The organism is Pseudomonadota bacterium (assembly GCA_016711215.1).
In the GTDB taxonomy this organism is placed as follows: Bacteria; Myxococcota_A; Polyangia.
Map to the genome: position 1 here is coordinate 131,249 of JADJTL010000004.1, position 16,124 is coordinate 147,372.

A 16,124-nucleotide genomic window follows, 5' to 3' on the forward strand; every position below is an offset into this window, starting at 1 on the left:
CCCCGCGCTCGGCTGCTAAGCGTCCTCGACGGCGCCCAGCAGCTCCTGCCGCACCTCGGCGTAGCGCTGGAGCAGCCCGCCATGCAGCGTACGAAAACGCTCGAGGTAGCGCCGCTCGGCCTGCTTGGCGGCGAGGCCCGTCCGCAGCGCTTGAAGTTGCTCGACGAGCTGATCTCCGCTGCTCAGCATCGGAATGAATTCGATCGATCGCTCGGCCTCGACGATGTCGGCGCGCCCCGGACGACTCGCCGTCGGATGCGTGAACCGTATCACGATGCCATCGTCCGCTTCGGCGCGCAGGCTGCGCGCGACGATGCTACTCGGAAGGTCTGGGAGCCCCTCCTTCACCAGGGCCAGGTCGAACTTGGACTGACCGACGTAGTCCAAAGCCTCGCCACCGCTGACGACGCTGACGACCTGAAAGCCCCCCTCGCGACCGAGCGCGAGGCCCAGGCCTTCTGCCGTCCGCGGCTCATCATCGACCACGAGCACGACGCAGGCACGCGGGCCCGCCGCGGCGGCGCCAGGCGCGCGCTCGCCGCCGTCCTCGGCTGGTGAGGACGCCCGCGAGGCCTCGATCAGGGCGCGCAGCAGCTCTTCCTGCAACGCGAGGGCGCGCCGCAGCGCCTCGGCGGGCGCCTCCCGCGGCGGCGCTGGGCGGCGACTCAGCCGGCGAATCGCCTCGGTCAGGTAGCCGACATTCTCGGGCGCCTTCGCGACGATGTCGACGGCGCCGCAGCGCAGGGCCTCCGCGGCCGCCGCGAAGGTCGGCCGCGCCAGCAAGGCGATGCTGCACAGGTCAGAAGCGCCCGCCTGGAGCTCGCGCAAGAGCGCGAAGCCCTCGTCGGGGCCCGGCGTATCGACGTCGACGACCGCCACTCCGAGGCCCGGGCGGGCCAGCGCTGCCAGCGCCTGGGATCGATCGCCCGCCAGCTCGACCTCGATGCCGACGCGGCCCAGCAGCGCCGCGAGTCCCTCCCGCACGCGCACATCCCCGTCGTAGAGCAACACGCGGTGCGCTGCGGGCTTGACCCCGCTGATCGACTTCGACACCGCGCGATCAAAGCACGAAACACCAAGGGGGGCCAACCACCGGACTCGCCCGAGGGGGACCGCCACGGGCCGAACCTTGGTCACCGACGGCTGCGCCGAACCTTGGTCACCGACGGCTGCGCCGAACCTTGGTCACGGTCGGCTGCGCCGAACCTTGGTCACCGTCGAGGCGCTGTGCTAGCTTTTGCAGCTGATGGTCGAAGCAATCGAACGCGTGCTCGCGGCGGCCGCCCGGCTCGGCGCCTCCGACGTCCACCTCAAGGTCGGCTTGCCGCCGATCTTCCGCGTCAAGGGTCACCTGCGCACGGTGCGCGACGTCCCGCCGATTTCGCGCGAGATGCTCGATTCGTTCGCCGACCACATCATGAACCCGCGGCAGAAGAAGGACTTCGAGCAGTATCGCGAATGCGACCTGGCCTACAGCACGGACGACGGCCTGCGCTTTCGCACCAACGTCTTCACCCAGCGCGGCAACCTCGGGATGGTGCTGCGGCTGATTCCGCCGGAGGTGCCTGCCTTCGCCTCGCTACGCCTGCCGGAGGTCATCCTGCGGCTGGCCGAGGAGCCGCGCGGCCTGGTGCTCGTCACCGGTGTGACGGGCAGCGGCAAGTCGACCACCCTGGCGTCGATGATCGACCACATCAACCGCACGCGCGCCTGCCACATCGTCACGATTGAGGATCCGATCGAATACGCCTTCACCGACCGGCGCAGCGTGATCAATCAGCGCGAGCTGGGGCTCGATACCGTGACCTTCTCGCGCGCGCTGCGCGCCGCGCTGCGCCAAGATCCCGACGTGGTCCTGGTCGGGGAGATGCGCGACGTGGAGACGATCGAGATCGCCATCCTCGCCGCCGAGACGGGCCACCTGGTGCTGTCGACGCTGCACACCACAGACGCCGTCGAGACGGTGAATCGCATCACCGGGGCCTTCCCGCCGCATCAGCAGCTGCAGATGCGGCTCCAGCTCGCGGCGGTGCTCAACGGCGTCGTCTCGCAGCGCCTGCTGCCGATGGCCGATGGCCGCGGCATGGTGGCGGCGGTCGAGGTGCTGGTGAACACGGCGCGCGTGCGCGAGATGATCGAGTCACCGACGCGCACGCCGGAGATTCACGACGCGATCATCGAGGGGCTCCACCCCTACGGCATGGTCTCCTTCGACCAGAGTCTGACCGAGCTGGTGCAGCAGAACCTCGTGACCTACGAGGTGGCCCTTCGCCACGCGACCAACCCAGACGACTTCGCGCTGCACTTCCGCGGCATCGCAGACACCCGCAACTGGGTCGACCCCGGCGCCGGTTCCTACGGCCAAGACCCGGGCTGACGGCGCGCTTGAAAACCGCGGCCGCGGCGACGCCGCTTCGTCGATGGCGCGCAGCGCTGGCGCCCGCCCTGCTGGGCGTCGTCCTTGCCTACTGCAGCCTGACCGCCGCCGGAGCCGCGGCCGCGCGCAAGCCCGGCGTCGTGGTGCTGGTCTTCGACGGCAGCTCCGGCGCCCGCGCCAGCGCCGCGATCCTCCGCGCACTCGACGGCCTCCGCGTGGTCGCCGCCGCCGCCTACCGGCGTACCGCCGCACGGCTCGGCGCGGCGCAGGCGAGCCGCGTGCTCGAGGTCGATGCCATCGTCCGTGGGGCGATCGTGGTCCGCGCGGGCGAGCCCCTCTTGCTCGTCGAGTTGGTCCGCACCACGGGCGCCCATAAGACGACGCGGCTCAGCTTTCCCCTGGAGAGCGCCGCCCTAGACGCGGCGACGGCCACGCAGGTGGCGGCGCGCCTCGCGGCCGCACTGCTACAACCCGGCGCCGCCAGCGCTAGCCCGGCTCGATCGCGGGGCGCGTCGCGACGGTCGGGCGGCCGCGGCGGACGGGGCCGGCGCGGGTCCGCCGCGCCGACCGCCACGGAGGGCACCGCGTCGGGGTCGGCGGTCGAAGGCGGGCCGAGCGACGAGGGCGGCGGCTTCGACGAGGTCGGCGCGAGCGAGGGCGGCGCGGGCGATATCGCCGTCGTCGACCCGGCCGAGCGCCGCGAGGCGCTGCCGAGCTGGTCGCCGGGGAGTGCCGGACAAGGCGGTGGCGGCCCGACCAGCAACCTCGGCTACGCAGTCGGCCAGGCCCGCAGTGGCTCCAGCGCCGCAGCGAGTCCAGCCGGCGCTGGCGATCGGCGACCAGCAGCCGCCGAGGGCGAACCCGCGGGCGCAGCGGAGACCGTTTATCGCACCGTCGAGCTTGCCGCGGGGGTGCTGATGGTCGGACGCGGCTTTCGCTTCCTGCAGCCGGTCAATCCGCCGCGGCCACCCACCCTGGGAACACCCGCGCTGCTGCCCGCGCTGCACCTCAGCGCCACGCTGCAGCCCTTCGCGCCGTGGACTCAGCGACCCATTGCCGGCCTCGGGCTGACCCTGCGCTACTGGCGCGTCGTCGGCGCGAGCGCAACGCTCTCCGAGAGCCCCGACCAACCTCTCGCGCTGCTGCTGCAAACAGCAGAGGTGGGGGCACGCTACTACTGGAGTCTGCTCGGCCGGCGTGACAGCCCCGCGGTGCTGCTGCGCACGGCCTTTGGCCACCAGACGTCCGCCACCGAGGCGCCGGCGGGCTTCGCCAATCCGACCCAGGATCTCGCCTATACCTACCTGCGGGCGGGCGCCGGGCTGCGCTGGCCCTTTGTGGTGCGGGGGCGTTTCGAGCTCGGGGCGACGGTCGGGCTCGACTACCTCGCGGTCCTGACAGCGGGGGCGATCGAGCGGGCCAACGACAGCGGCTACGGCAATGCGGCGATCCTTGCCTTTGATGGCAGCCTGGGTATCTTCGTCGCCTATGCTGGGGTTTTCGCGCGGATTGAGGGCTCATATCGGCGTTTCGAGCTGGCCTTCGATCGAAGCTGCTCCACGCGTCGGACCGGCTGTCGTCAGGCGGTCGGCGCGCGCGACATCTATGCTGGAGCGGCGCTAGAGCTGGGCTATGCCTTCTGAGCGGGAGGCAGCCTCAAACGGAGATCGTTGGTCATCCATGGACTCATGCACCATTCGCAGCCGCTTCCTCGACTTCTTCGCCGGGCACGCGCATACCGTCGTGCCCAGCTCGCCGCTGGTCCCCGCGAACGACCCGACCCTCTACTTCACCAACGCCGGGATGGTGCAGTTCAAGGACGTTTTCGTCGGCGAGCAGAGCCGCCCCTACAGCCGAGCCTGCAGCGCCCAAAAATGCCTGCGCGTCAGCGGCAAGCACAACGATCTCGAGACGGTCGGGCGCACGCCCAAGCATCACACGCTCTTCGAGATGCTCGGCAACTTCTCCTTCGGCGACTACTTCAAGCAAGAGGCGATCGCGCTGGCCTGGCGCTTCCTCACTGCCGAGATGGGTCTGCCCGCCGAACGGATGATCGCCACGGTCTTCTGCGGCGAGCAGGGCGTGCCGGCCGATGAGGAGGCCTTCGCGACCTGGCGCGACGCCATCGGCTTACCGGCCGAGCGGATCTTTCGCCTGGGATCGAGCGACAACTTCTGGGCGATGGGCGAGACGGGCCCCTGTGGGCCGTGCAGCGAGATCCATCTGCTCGCCGATCCGACCGTGTCGATGCGCGAGGCGCTGGCCGCCGGCGGCCCCGCCGTAGATGCGCGCTGGGTGGAGATCTGGAACCTGGTCTTCATGCAGTTCAATCGCCAGCCCGATGGCGTGCTGCAGCCCCTGGCGCGCACCGGCGTCGACACGGGCATGGGCCTGGAGCGCCTGACGGCGCTGGTCAACGGCTTCGCCTCGACCTACGACACCGACCTGCTGCGTCCGCTGATCGAGACGGTCAGCCGCCGTGCGGGCGTGCCCTATGGCGCGGCAGAAGCCACGGACATCAGCATGCGCGTCATCGCCGACCACGCACGAGCGACGGCGTGCTGCATCGCCGACGGGGTGTTTCCCGAGAAGGGCGGCCGCGAGTATGTGCTGCGCCGGATCATGCGGCGCGCGATCCGCCACGGCAAGCTGCTGGGCCTCGAGGAGCCCTTCTTCCACGAGGTCTGCGCCGCCGTCGGCGAGCGCATGGGTGACGCCTATCCCGAGCTGCGCGAGCGCGCCGAGGTCATCACCAAGGTGGTGCGCGCCGAGGAGACAGCCTTCCGCCGCACGCTCGACCGCGGCCTGGTTCAGCTCGAGCAGGCGATCGACGCCGCCCGCGGGGCCGCGAGCACGGAGCTCCCCGTGCCCTTCGTCGGCGACCTCTACGCGACCGCGGGCTTCCCGATCGACCTCACGCGCCTGATCGCCGAAGAGGCGGGGCTTCACGTGGACGAAGCGGCGGCGCACCGCTGGGTCGCTGAGACCCACGGGGCCACCGCGAGCAAGGTCGGCGAACAAGGCATCGCCGCGATCCACAAGCAGCTCGCCGAGGCCCATGGGCCGACCGAGTTCGTCGGCTACAGCGAGGAAGCAGCCGAGGGCACGCTGCTCGCCTTGGTCTGCGCCGGCGCGCTGGTCGAGCAGGCCCGCGCTGGCGACGAGGTCGAGCTGATCGTCGACCGCACACCCTGCTATGGGCGCTCCGGCGGCCAGGTCGGCGACAGCGGCACGGCCCAGAGCGCAGGGGCGCGACTGGAGCTGCTCGAGACGACCAAGCCCGACGGCGCGCTGATCGTTCACCGCGCCCGCCTGCTCAGCGGCAGCCTGCAGCGTGGCGAACGCCTGATGCTCGTCGTCGACGGCCCGCGGCGCCAGGCGATCCGCCTCAACCACAGCGCTACGCACCTGCTGCACCATGCGCTCCGCGAGGTGCTCGGCACCCACGTCGCGCAGAAGGGGTCCGAGGTCACGCCCGCCCACCTGCGCTTCGACTTCAGCCACTTCGAGGCCATGACGCCCGCGCAGCTGCGACAGGTCGAGGCGTTGGTCAATGCCGAGATCCGACGCAACGTCGCCAGTCGCACGGAGCTGAGCAGCTACGAGCAGGCACGGCAGGCCGGGGCGATGGCGCTCTTCGGCGAGAAGTACGGCGAGCAGGTGCGCGTGGTGCATATCGGCAGCGCCTCGACCGAGCTCTGCGGCGGCACCCACGTCGCGCGCGCGGGCGACCTGGGACACTTCCGCATCCTCAGCGAGGAAGCGCTGGCGCTCGGGGTGCGACGCATTGTCGCGCTGACGGGTGAGGGCGCGTTGGCGCTCGACCAGCGCTTCGAGGATCAGCTACGCGGCGTGGCGCGCCTGCTGAAGGCAGCCCCGGACGAGGTCGCGGAGCGGACCGAGCGCCTGCTCGGACAGCCCAGCTCCAGGAGCGCGGAGATCGCGCGGCTTCGGCGCCAGCTCGCGACGGGCGGCGGCGGCAGTGATCCGCTGCAGCGGGTGCGCACCGTCGCCGGCGTGCGCTTGCTCGCGCTGCGCACCGAGTCCGGTGACCCAAAGACGCTGCGTGACGTCGGCGACGCCCTGCGCAACCGCCTCGGCGAGGGCGTGCTGGTCCTCGGCGCCGAGCACGAAGGCAAGGCCACCCTGCTGGTGATGGTCAGCCCTGCGCTCAAGGATCGAGTGCATGCGGGCAAGCTGGTCGGCGCGCTGGCGCTCTTGGTCGGCGGCCGCGGAGGTGGGCGGCCGGACATGGCGCAGGCCGGCGGCCCCGAGCTCGCGCGCCTCGATGAGGCGCTGGAACGCAGCGAGGAGCTCCTCTCCGCGCTGCTCGCCGGCACGCAGAGCGGCAGCGCGGCCGGGTCAGGGGTGGCGACGCCATGAGCGAGGCCGGGCTCGCGGGAACGCGCCAAACCGTCGACGCAGCGCTGCTCGACGCCGATCGTGAGCTGCAGCGGCTGATCGCCTCGACGGGCCTCGATGAGGCCGCCCTCGCCAGCGCTTTGGCGCGAGCACGCGAGCGCGCCCGGAGCACCGCCCCACTGGACCATCCGCTCCCTGAGCTCGGCCTCACGACCGAGCTCGAGGGTGAGCCAAGCGTCGGCGTGGCCTTGCGCGAGGCGCTACGCCAGCAACGGCTGGCGCTGCTCAAGCGTCACGCCGTACGCCACGCGCCAGCGCCGCCTCCACCACCGCCGCTCGGGGCCACCAGCACCGATCCAGTCGTCGCCGCCCTGGCCCAGGCCGCGCAGAAGGTCACGCGCGTGCACTCTGGCGAGGCCGTCGCCAGCGGCTTCGACCTCAGCGATGCCTCCGCGGCCGCGGGCGTAGCCAATCCGACGATCGAGGGGATCCCCGAGGAGGTCTTTGCCGATACGGGCGAGTTCCGCGACGTCGCGTCGGCCACCGCCGCCCCGGCGCCGGCGCCGAACTCCGCCGAGCCGCCGCCGCCGACCTTGGTTGACGCGCTCTCGGAGGATACCGATCTCAATGGCTTCGAGCTCGACGAGACGATCGAACCCGATGGCTTCGACGATCCGCCGCACGCCGCCGAGGGGACACCGATCATGACCTCGGCCACGCCGACCGCCTCCGCACGCGACGCTCGCAGCCTCGACGAGGTCCTCGGCGGAGGCAGTGTCGCTGCGGCCCCACAGCCGCCGCCCGCCCCCGCCCAAGGCTCGACGCCCCCGCCAACGCGGGTCAAGAGCGGTCTCTTTCGGCGCATCTTCGGCAAGGACCCCAAGGACGGGAGCTAGTGCGAGCAGGGCCCCCCGAGGCGCGCGCCGGCGCCGCGCTCCGAGGGAGCACAAGGGGCGTGCGGCCCGGGCGGTCGAGCGGCGCGGGCAGCGCTTCCGGTTCACTACGGATCTTCGGAAGATAGCAGGAGTGATTCGCCGCGACAGTCGAAAGGTGGCAACTCGCACATGGGCGACCGTGCTTTGATTTCGGAGCCAATTGAGGTCCCAATCCCCTCGAATGGACCTGCCAATCCCTGAATCGCTCGTGGCATACATTTTGCTTTTTGATTCGCCGAAGAGCTTACTCCTCCTGCCGTAGTCCAAGGGTGCAGCACTGACTGACTGTGGCCGCGCAGGCAAAGGGGCGACCTGGCCGATATGGTGTCGAGCTTTCTCATGATCCGCTGTGTGCGTGGACCCGCCGATTGGGAAGCACCATGGCTCGTCGCGCCTAGAACCGAGCAACAAGCCAAGTCCGGGGGACACCTCGCGCCTTTCTTGGACGGCAGCGTGGGACGAAGAAGACGTTTCGGGCCTGCGAGCGGGAGCTGGGTCGCGTGATGCGCGGGATCGAGTACCAGACCGAGGTGGTGCTGCAGCACGGTCGAGCCGAGAAGATCCGCGGTCTCGCCGGCTACCGCGAAGTCGGTGCCAGGACCGTCACCCTCTCTTCGGCGCCAGAAGACCCGAGCAGCAGAGATCTGGGCGAGCGCTGCCCGCAGCGCCTGGATACCGTCAGGTATGCGCGTGCGGAGTGCGAACAGAAGGCGCTCACCGAGGAGCGGCACGCCGGGGTCGCCCCCGTCAAAGCGGTGCGCCCCGACCTCGAACGGGAGGCGTTGGCCGACGGCGCCGAGAATCACGGGCGCTACTTCGACGGTCCCAGATTGGTCAACACGACTCAGATCGTCGACCATGGTCACGCCGCCCAGCGCTGGCGGGCCGGGCCTGTGGCCTGCTATGGCGACACCGTCGACGGGCGTGCCCAATGCAAGCGACCTCGTATCATCCTGCGCGAGAAGGCCGGCGGGGTGAACGCGGTCATTGCCGAGTTCCGCCGACTGAATCGAATGCCTCGCCAACGGCAGTGCTCAGTCCGACGCAAGCTCCTGACGAGAGAGCGCAACTGCTTTTGCAAGCAACAAGAGCGCATGGACTACGCGCGCCGCGAAGCGAGCGCCACCTAACCGCAGCGGTGTAATCGAATCGGCGTGCAAAGCCCTCGCCTCACAGTATCTCAACCTCGCTCGAACGAACTGGATCGACGGCAAGCAGCGGGTCCTCACTGTTTTCGCAGCCTCCAACGAGGCCACCGCGAGGACCGCAGCTAGGCGCTCCTCGCCGGCTGATTTCGACGCAAGGTCGCCGTGCCGAAAGCAGTTCAACCCGAGCTGCTCGACTGCGCTGCGCGAGCGACGCACTCCCTATGACCACACAAACGGGACAAGACGAGCGACGGCAATCCAATCGCGCGCTCTTCCGCAATCTGCGCGACCGTGGCGTTTCGTTTCATGCGTCCATGAGCGACGGGAGAGGGGGCGATGTCTTGGCGAGTAGAGCAACCAAGCTGACGATGTTCTTGGCAGGCATCTTGGCCATCCCTCGCCTTGCACTCGGAGCCCCCGAGTCACGCACAGGTAGGCAGGACAACGGCCGCAGCGCTTCACCACCTTTGATACGCACCCAACGGGGGGGTGATAGGGCCGGCCTTCCTGAGACGGCCGCCAACCAGCGGCGCCAAGGGCTGCTATTACGGTCACCTTGCACGCCAGCCAAACCGAGCCGGCTTCACTCGAAGCTAGAGGTCGGCGGGGGTACGCCAGCGATCCCCGCAGCGACCTTGGCCGCGGAGTTGAGCTCGGGCCTTACGGTTCGCTTCAAGCAGCGGATCGTCGACGCATTCGATGTCAATCATCGCAATCATCCTTACCCGGCGTTCCCCTCTGTGCCAACGTTGGCTGAGACAGCCGCTCCTCGATATCTTTGTACTGACGGCGGAGAAACGGTGTCCCCAGCGTGCCCAAGCCATCCCCAATACCAGGTCGAGAGGTCGCCGCCGAGAGCGACGGCAGGCGGCGTGAGCCGGGCGTAGCAAGCTCGCCGCATGAGGCCGTGGCGCCGGGCGCGCGACGGCAGTTCTCTGCAGCCGAGAAGCTGCGGCTAGTGAAGGCGGCCGACGTGGCCCTCGCGAGCGGCGAGCGCGGCGCGCTGCAGGCGATGATGCGCAAGGAGGGCATCTACAGCTCCCACCTCGCGACGTGGCGGCGGCAGCTCGGCGTGGGTGGCGAGGCCGGCCTGGCCTCGCGCAAGCCGGGCCGCAAGCCGAAGCTCGACGCCAAGGACCGCGCGCTGCTCGCCGCCACCAAGGAGGTCGACAAGCTCAAGCGCAAGCTCCGGGTGGCCAACGCGCTCATCGACCTCCAAAAAAAAGCACACGAGCTACTGGGCCTGACGCTTCCCGAGCCGCCCGAGGACGAGACCTGATGCGGCTCGTCGAGCAACGCGAGGCCGGTGTGCCGGTCAGCGCGGCGTGCGCCGCGTTGGCCGTGGGCCGAGCGTCGCTGTATCGGTGGCGTCGCCCAGCACCACCCCCATCGCTGCCGGGCGTCCGCGTGCGTACCCCAAGCCCGCGCCGGCTCGACGACGCCGAGCGGCAAGCTATCCTCGATGCGCTCCACAGCGCCGAGTTCGCCGACCAGCCGCCGACGGAGGTGTACGCGACTCTGCTCGGGCGCGGCATCTACCTCGGGTCCATCCGCACGATCTATCGCGTGCTCGCCGCGGCTGGTGAGACCAAAGAGCGCCGCAATCAGCGGGCGCCGCAGCAGCACGCGATGCCGTCGTTGACCGCGACGGCGCCCAATCAGGTCTGGACGTGGGACATTACAAAGCTCGCGACGACGCAGAAGGGCGTGTTCTTGATGGCGTACGTCATCATCGACCTCTTCAGCCGGTTCGTCGTCGGTTGGATGGTCGCGACCAAGGAGTGCAAGCACCTCGCAGCCCAGCTCTTCGCCGAGACCATCGCGCGCCACGGCGTCGAGCCCGGCCTGCAGGTCCACGCCGACCGCGGGTCGGCGATGAAGAGCGACACCCTCGCGCAGTTGCTCGACTCGCTCAGCGCCTCGCGCAGCTTCAGCCGCCCTCGCGTGTCCAACGACAACCCGTACAGCGAGGCGCAGTTCAAAACCATGAAGTACCAGCCCGACTATCCCGGCTGCTTCGGCTCGGTGCTCCACGGCCGTGCCTGGCTCGGCGACTTCCTCGGCTGGCACAACGACGACCATCACCACGCGGGCCTCGCCCTGTTCACCCCGGCCGATGTCTTCTACGGCCGCGTCGCCGAGGTCGCCGCGACGCGCCAGGTCGCGCTCGACGCCGCGTACCGCACCCATCCTGAGCGCTTCCCCAACGGTGCGCCGCGCGTGCGGCTGCCGCCTGCCGCAGTGCACATCAACCCCATCGTCATCGAGGCCGTCGATATCGCCGCGCTGGCCATCGACAGCGCACCGGACCCGGTCACCGACGACTACGGTCCTGCGCCACCAAACCCAACTGCCACCGACATGCCGATGCCGACCGGGCCGACCTACGGGCGACCGGCCGCGGTGGCTATCGCTACATAGAATTCACGTGCCCACTGTCTCAACCGCGTTGACACGTTCCGGAACCGCGAGCTTGCCGGCGACCGCGCCCCAGCGAAACCCGACCAACCAACGGCGCGCAGTATGCGTGCCGGTCACCATCGGTAGCGGAGTTATCACAGGCCGCCGAGGAAGGCAGACCGATCACGTCGCCTGCGACAAGTTGCCGCATTGTCAGCGCTCCGCCGGTCGAGCTATGAAGGGCCCCCAAGAGCGGAGCAGAAGAAATGCGCGCACTCTCGATTCTTTTCGCAGTGTCCTGTGTGGTCGGGTTAGCCGGCGGTTGCGGTGGCGATGACGATGAAGGCAGCCAGGCTGCCAATCAGTCCACCGCCGCCGGGCTGCGCCTGACCCTGGTGTTCGAGTTCGACCCGCCCGTCGTTGGGCAGAACAGGCTCTCCGTTTCTGTCTCGGACGACGCCGGCGCACCCGTCACTGGAGCGCAAATCACGGTCGATCCGCAGATGCCGCACATGGGCCACGGATCGACCGAGGAGGCGACAGTCAGCGAGCTTGGTGGCGGCAGCTACGACGCCTTCCCCGTGACGTTTCAGATGCCGGGCATGTGGGAGGTGACCGTTGGCGCGACAAAGGGCGCGCTGAGCGCTAGCGAGACGATCAAGTTGATGGTGGAGTAGATCTGGCGTGCACGCGCCACGCGCCACCGCCTGGTTGCTGGCATGGGGGCTGCTCGCCGGCGCGGCCCGCGACGCGAATGGGGCCGCCTGTTGCATGTCAGCAACGGCGACTGGGCTGGGGCGCTTGCTGGCGTGGGAACAGCTGGCTGTTGGCTTGCGCAGCTCAGTCATCGGGGGCGTGGGCTACTGGGACCCGACTGGCCACTGGCGGGCCTACGGCTCGGGCTACAGAGAGCTGGAGTGGCGCTCCGAGCTCTGGAGCATGGTCGGTCTCGGCCGGCGGTGGTCGCTGTACGGGCGCCTGCCGTGGATTCTGGGCTACCGCCACGTGGGCAACCTGGGCGGCAACGTCGATGGGGGCCTGGCCGACGTGCAGGCCGGGGCGCGCTACGAGTTGCTCGGCATCGGCGAGTACCTGCGGCTGCCCGCCGTCGCCTTAGGCTGCGGCCTCACCCTTCCCACAGGGCGCACGGTCGAGGCCGCCGATCTGGGTGGGAGCGGCGTGACCAGCCGTGGCGTGTGGGTGGTCTCCGCGGCCGCAACTGTCGAGAAGACCTACCTGCCCTGGTTTGTCCGCTTGACCGTCGGTCTCAACGCCCCAGTGGCGCGGCGACAAGACAGCGGCAAGAGCCAGCGCTACGGTCTCGGCGTGCAGTCCGATCTCGCCGGGGGCCGCGAGTTGCTGCGCGATCTGGTTCTGAGCGTGACCGCGCGCTTTCTCTGGGAGGATGCGATCCGCCTGGACGGCGCGCAGGTCCCCGATTCCCGGCGGAGCGATCTTGGCCTAGGGGTGGCCCTGTCCTGGCGTTTCGACCCGCACTGGACGGCCCAGACGGCTTTCGATACAGGCGTCTTCGCCAGCGGCCTGGGCGACAACACGCCCGGTCGACTGACGGCAACTGTGGGGGTGCGCTATGGCTACTTTTAGTCCCGCTTCTGGCTGTGGAGAGCGGACCGCAGCCCCCTTGGCGAGGCCGGCACTGGGAATCCCGGGCTTCGACAGAGGCGTTCGTTTCCTCATGGTGCGGTTGTTGCCCCTGTGGCTGCTGTGGCTGCTGTTGCTGGCGGGCGCCTGCGCCGCCAGGCCAGCTGGCTTGGTCGCGCTGCCCAGTGAGGCTCTCGCCGCAATGCCGCTGAGACAGCTCGACGGGCGGGCGCTCGATCTCGCACAGACCGTGCGCGGGCACGACGCCACGGTGCTGGTCTGGTGGGCGACGCGCTGCCCCTGCGTTGCTCGCTACCAACAGCGTATCGAGGCGCTGGGGCGGTCCTTCCCGCCGGAGCGCGTCGCGTTGTTGGCAATCGCCAGCAATGCAGACGACGATCTGGCCACCGTCGCACGGGAGGTGCGCCGGCGGGGCATGCACACGTCGGTCGTGCTGGATCCCCGCGGGCAGTTGGCTCAGGCGTTCGGTGCGCGCACGACGCCCAGCACCATCGTGCTGAATCGGCGCGGCCAGGTGGTGTTCCACGGCTGGATCGACAACGAGCGCGAGCCGGGTGTCGCGGGCAGACAGCCCCATGCCAGACGCGCCATCGCGGCGACCCTCGCCGGGCGCACGCCGAACGAGAGAACGACCCCTGTCTATGGCTGCCTGATCACCAAACGCATCGGCGAGACCCAGAGCTGTCTCCCAGCTCCGGAGGCAGAGACATGCCACGCAGCTCACGACGAGGACTAGCCCGCGCGCCCTACCAGGTGGCCCTGGTAGCCGCACTGGTGGTCGGCGTTGGCTGCAGCGCCCATTCGCACGCCAGCGGGGCTCGCCAAGGGCCCTCCGTCAGTGCGGCGAGTCCCGCGCATGTCGCCCAGGCCGAGGCGCTCCCTGCACTGACCCGAAAGGCCACGGTGGCCTACGACCTCCGGGTTGCCGCAGGGCCAACGGCGCGCCCCGGCCAACCGTGCGTCGCTACTGTGCAGGTCATCGCCAAGAAGCCCTACGAGATCACCGCCGACTACCCGGCTCAGTTGACGGTGCGAAGCGGCGACCTGCGGCAGCGGCTGACGGCTGCCGACGCCTCGATCGAGGCCGAGCGGCTGACGTTCACGCCCACCTTGGCGTTTGACCGTCCCGGTAGGTACGAGGTGAGCGGCGAGCTACGCTTCAGCCTTTGTGATCGGCAAAGCTGCCTGCTCCGGCGCGAGTCGGTCAGCTGGACTGTGCACGTCCCGGGGTCGCCCTAGTTCATCTTCTCCGGCTTGAGGATCTCGCGCAGCGCGTCGGCCTTCTCTGGCTTGAGCAGTTCCTCCACTGTGCCCGCCGGAAGCTTTTCGAACGCCGCGTTGGTCGGGCCAAAGACGGTTAGCGGCCCGGAGGCTGCCACAGAGGTGACGTAGTCGGCCGCCCTCACCGCTGCGACGAGCGTCGTGTGGTCTCGAACACGTGCTCATGCGCTGGTCAGCGTGTTGACCGGCGACCGAAACCCAGGTTCGGCGACCGACGGCGACCGACGGGCGACCGAGAGGGTTCGGCGACCGAGAGGCGAAATGCTCGTCCGCCTGCGCCTCGGGCACCTCGTTGATCGGGACCAGATGGCTGCTCGCATCGACCCCAGGCCCGCCGCGTAGGTCGTTTTGTATCTACGGCTTGATCCGGAGTCGCTTGATTTCAGCTATTTGCGCGTTGGGGTGGTCAAGATGGGGGTAAACCATGCGCCCTTGTGCGCGCTGGTTGACGTCGCGCGGGGCTTCGGTAGAGTGCGCCTGTCTTGGGCGATGCTGCCCTGCGAGGGTGGCTGGGTCGGACGCGGCGCGTGGGCCGCGTAGGGAGGCGGGGAAGCATGCAGCGCAAGTTCAGCAGGCAGGGCAAGTTCATCGTTGTCGGTGCCGTCATGCTCACCCTCGCCCTCTTGGGCACCACCGCTGACGCGCGGCCGGCTGGTGGCGGCGAGCGCGGCGAATCGGGTCCTCTCACTCGGCTTTTCGCGCGCGCCTCAGGTTCGTCGGGAGGAGTCACGGCGCTCGGGCGCTTTGCCCTTGTTGCCGCGCTCGCCACGCTCCCGCTCCAGGGCTGCGAACGGGCTGGCGCCGTGTCCAGCGCCGGCGTCGGCGTTGACAGTGTTCCCTTTCTGCAGGTCGGGCTTGCGACGAGACGCGCACCTGACGCCGCGGAAGGGAGTGCCCTCCCGCGCGCGGCTGTCCCGTCCCGCCCGCGCCGCGCGACCTCCGTGGCCACCATGACTTCCGTGATTTCCGCGCCGAAGTCGATGGCCGTTGCGCGGGCCAACACGTCGCCAGCCTCCGCTGGGTCGCGAGCGCACCATCGATAGGCTCTTGACGCGCGCAGCCTGACGCGCGGACCTGGCTGGTTCATCACTGGTTCATCACTGGTTCAGCACTGGCTGGCCGGTCGTGGCCAGCCGCTGCGGTGGCCAGCCGGTGGCCAGCGGGTGGCCACCGGTGGTGCGTGCTCGCCCTTATCGGCGCGCCGCGAGCAGGTAATCGACCAGCTCGGCGAAGCCCTCGCCCCCGGCGGCCCGCGTGAGGTAGGCCGGCAACGGGGTGATGCGATGTGCCAGGCGTTGCAGGTTGGCGACGCCGCAGGCGTGCGGGAAGGCGGCGAACATCGGCGCGTCGTTCGGCGAGTCGCCGACGAAGGTCGCGCGCTGCGGATCGAGCTCGCGGCCGCGCAGCTCGCGGCTCCAGCGCTGGCACATGCTCAGCTTGTCGTGCGTCCCCAGCCAGCCATTGACGTGTATCGAGCTGATCTTGGCCACGGCGCCGTGCGCGGCGAAGATCTGCACGATCCGGTCGACCGCAGCCTCCGGCAGTGGCGCCACCTCTTCGGCGATGTCGATCGCCAGATCGCAGCAGCGGTAGGCCTGGTCGGCAGCGACACGACAGCCGGGGACCTCGGCCAAGACCTGGCCGCGGATCGCGGCGAGGCGCGCGTCGGCCGCCGCGGGACGCGGTGCGAAGAGGCGGCGCAGCGTGCCGTCGACCAGCGCGAAGGCCAAGGCGCCGTTTTCGCCGATCACCGCGTGCACGGGCCATTGGCGCGCGAGGTGGTCGCACCAGCCGGCCGGCCTGCCGGTGACCAGCACGACGTCGAGGCCCGCCTCGAAGGCGCGCCACAGCGCGGTATACGCGGCCGCCGGGATGCGGCCAGCGCTGGTCAGCGTGTCGTCGATATCGGTGAAGAGCGTGTCGATGCGGTTGGCGACCGCGGCAGGCATCGTGCTGAGGGGCTGCATAGGACTCCCGCTCGGGCCGTCGTCGGCGCTA

14 protein-coding genes are annotated in these 16,124 nt (G+C 69.8%); 11 read left to right on the forward strand and 3 right to left on the reverse strand.

The window, feature by feature from the left end:
• Positions 1-15 precede the first annotated feature (15 nt).
• Complete coding sequence (locus tag IPL40_12585; protein ID MBK8481987.1) at positions 16-1,053, reverse strand: response regulator; 1,038 nt, start codon at positions 1,051-1,053, stop codon at positions 16-18.
• A gap of 193 nt (positions 1,054-1,246) precedes the next feature.
• Here IPL40_12585 and IPL40_12590 point away from each other — a divergent pair, with 193 nt between their 5' ends.
• The 11 genes from IPL40_12590 to IPL40_12640 all read left to right on the forward strand — a co-directional run bounded on the left by IPL40_12590 (position 1,247) and on the right by IPL40_12640 (position 14,084).
• Positions 1,247-2,377 carry a type IV pilus twitching motility protein PilT gene (locus IPL40_12590; protein MBK8481988.1) on the forward strand — a complete coding sequence of 377 codons (1,131 nt, stop codon included), beginning with the start codon at positions 1,247-1,249 and terminating at the stop codon, positions 2,375-2,377.
• An 8-nt stretch (positions 2,378-2,385) separates the two neighbouring features.
• Positions 2,386-4,020 (forward strand): hypothetical protein, encoded by a 1,635-nt coding sequence (locus IPL40_12595; GenBank protein ID MBK8481989.1) that lies wholly within the window; start codon positions 2,386-2,388, stop codon positions 4,018-4,020.
• 37 nt (positions 4,021-4,057) lie between these two features.
• Entirely contained in the window at positions 4,058-6,760 is a 2,703-nt protein-coding gene (alaS, locus tag IPL40_12600; protein ID MBK8481990.1) for an alanine--tRNA ligase, read from the forward strand.
• Complete coding sequence (locus tag IPL40_12605; GenBank protein ID MBK8481991.1) at positions 6,757-7,635, forward strand: hypothetical protein; 879 nt, start codon at positions 6,757-6,759, stop codon at positions 7,633-7,635. Before alaS ends, IPL40_12605 begins: the two co-directional genes overlap by 4 nt.
• 542 nt (positions 7,636-8,177) lie before the next feature.
• On the forward strand, positions 8,178-8,804 hold the full coding sequence (locus IPL40_12610) for a hypothetical protein (GenBank protein ID MBK8481992.1): 627 nt from the start codon (positions 8,178-8,180) through the stop codon (positions 8,802-8,804).
• Positions 8,805-9,771: 967 nt separating this feature from the next.
• Entirely contained in the window at positions 9,772-10,101 is a 330-nt protein-coding gene (locus tag IPL40_12615) for a transposase (protein MBK8481993.1), read from the forward strand.
• A complete protein-coding gene (locus IPL40_12620; GenBank protein ID MBK8481994.1) occupies positions 10,101-11,243 on the forward strand; it encodes an IS3 family transposase in 1,143 nt (380 codons plus the stop codon). The genes IPL40_12615 and IPL40_12620 overlap by 1 nt, the downstream gene beginning before the upstream one ends.
• Positions 11,244-11,488: 245 nt before the next feature.
• A complete protein-coding gene (locus tag IPL40_12625; GenBank protein ID MBK8481995.1) occupies positions 11,489-11,899 on the forward strand; it encodes a FixH family protein in 411 nt (136 codons plus the stop codon).
• Between the two features lie 154 nt (positions 11,900-12,053).
• Positions 12,054-12,827 carry a hypothetical protein gene (locus IPL40_12630; protein ID MBK8481996.1) on the forward strand — a complete coding sequence of 258 codons (774 nt, stop codon included), beginning with the start codon at positions 12,054-12,056 and terminating at the stop codon, positions 12,825-12,827.
• Between the two features lie 166 nt (positions 12,828-12,993).
• Positions 12,994-13,581 carry a redoxin domain-containing protein gene (locus tag IPL40_12635; protein ID MBK8481997.1) on the forward strand — a complete coding sequence of 196 codons (588 nt, stop codon included), beginning with the start codon at positions 12,994-12,996 and terminating at the stop codon, positions 13,579-13,581.
• On the forward strand, positions 13,554-14,084 hold the full coding sequence (locus IPL40_12640) for a hypothetical protein (protein MBK8481998.1): 531 nt from the start codon (positions 13,554-13,556) through the stop codon (positions 14,082-14,084). The genes IPL40_12635 and IPL40_12640 overlap by 28 nt, the downstream gene beginning before the upstream one ends.
• Here IPL40_12640 and IPL40_12645 read toward each other — a convergent pair.
• Both IPL40_12645 and IPL40_12650 read right to left on the reverse strand, forming a co-directional pair.
• Positions 14,081-14,251, reverse strand: coding sequence for a fasciclin domain-containing protein (locus tag IPL40_12645; GenBank protein ID MBK8481999.1), 171 nt, complete (start codon positions 14,249-14,251; stop codon positions 14,081-14,083). The genes IPL40_12640 and IPL40_12645 overlap by 4 nt on opposite strands.
• A 1,065-nt stretch (positions 14,252-15,316) precedes the next feature.
• A complete protein-coding gene (locus IPL40_12650; GenBank protein MBK8482000.1) occupies positions 15,317-16,093 on the reverse strand; it encodes an HAD-IIB family hydrolase in 777 nt (258 codons plus the stop codon).
• Positions 16,094-16,124 lie beyond the last annotated feature (31 nt).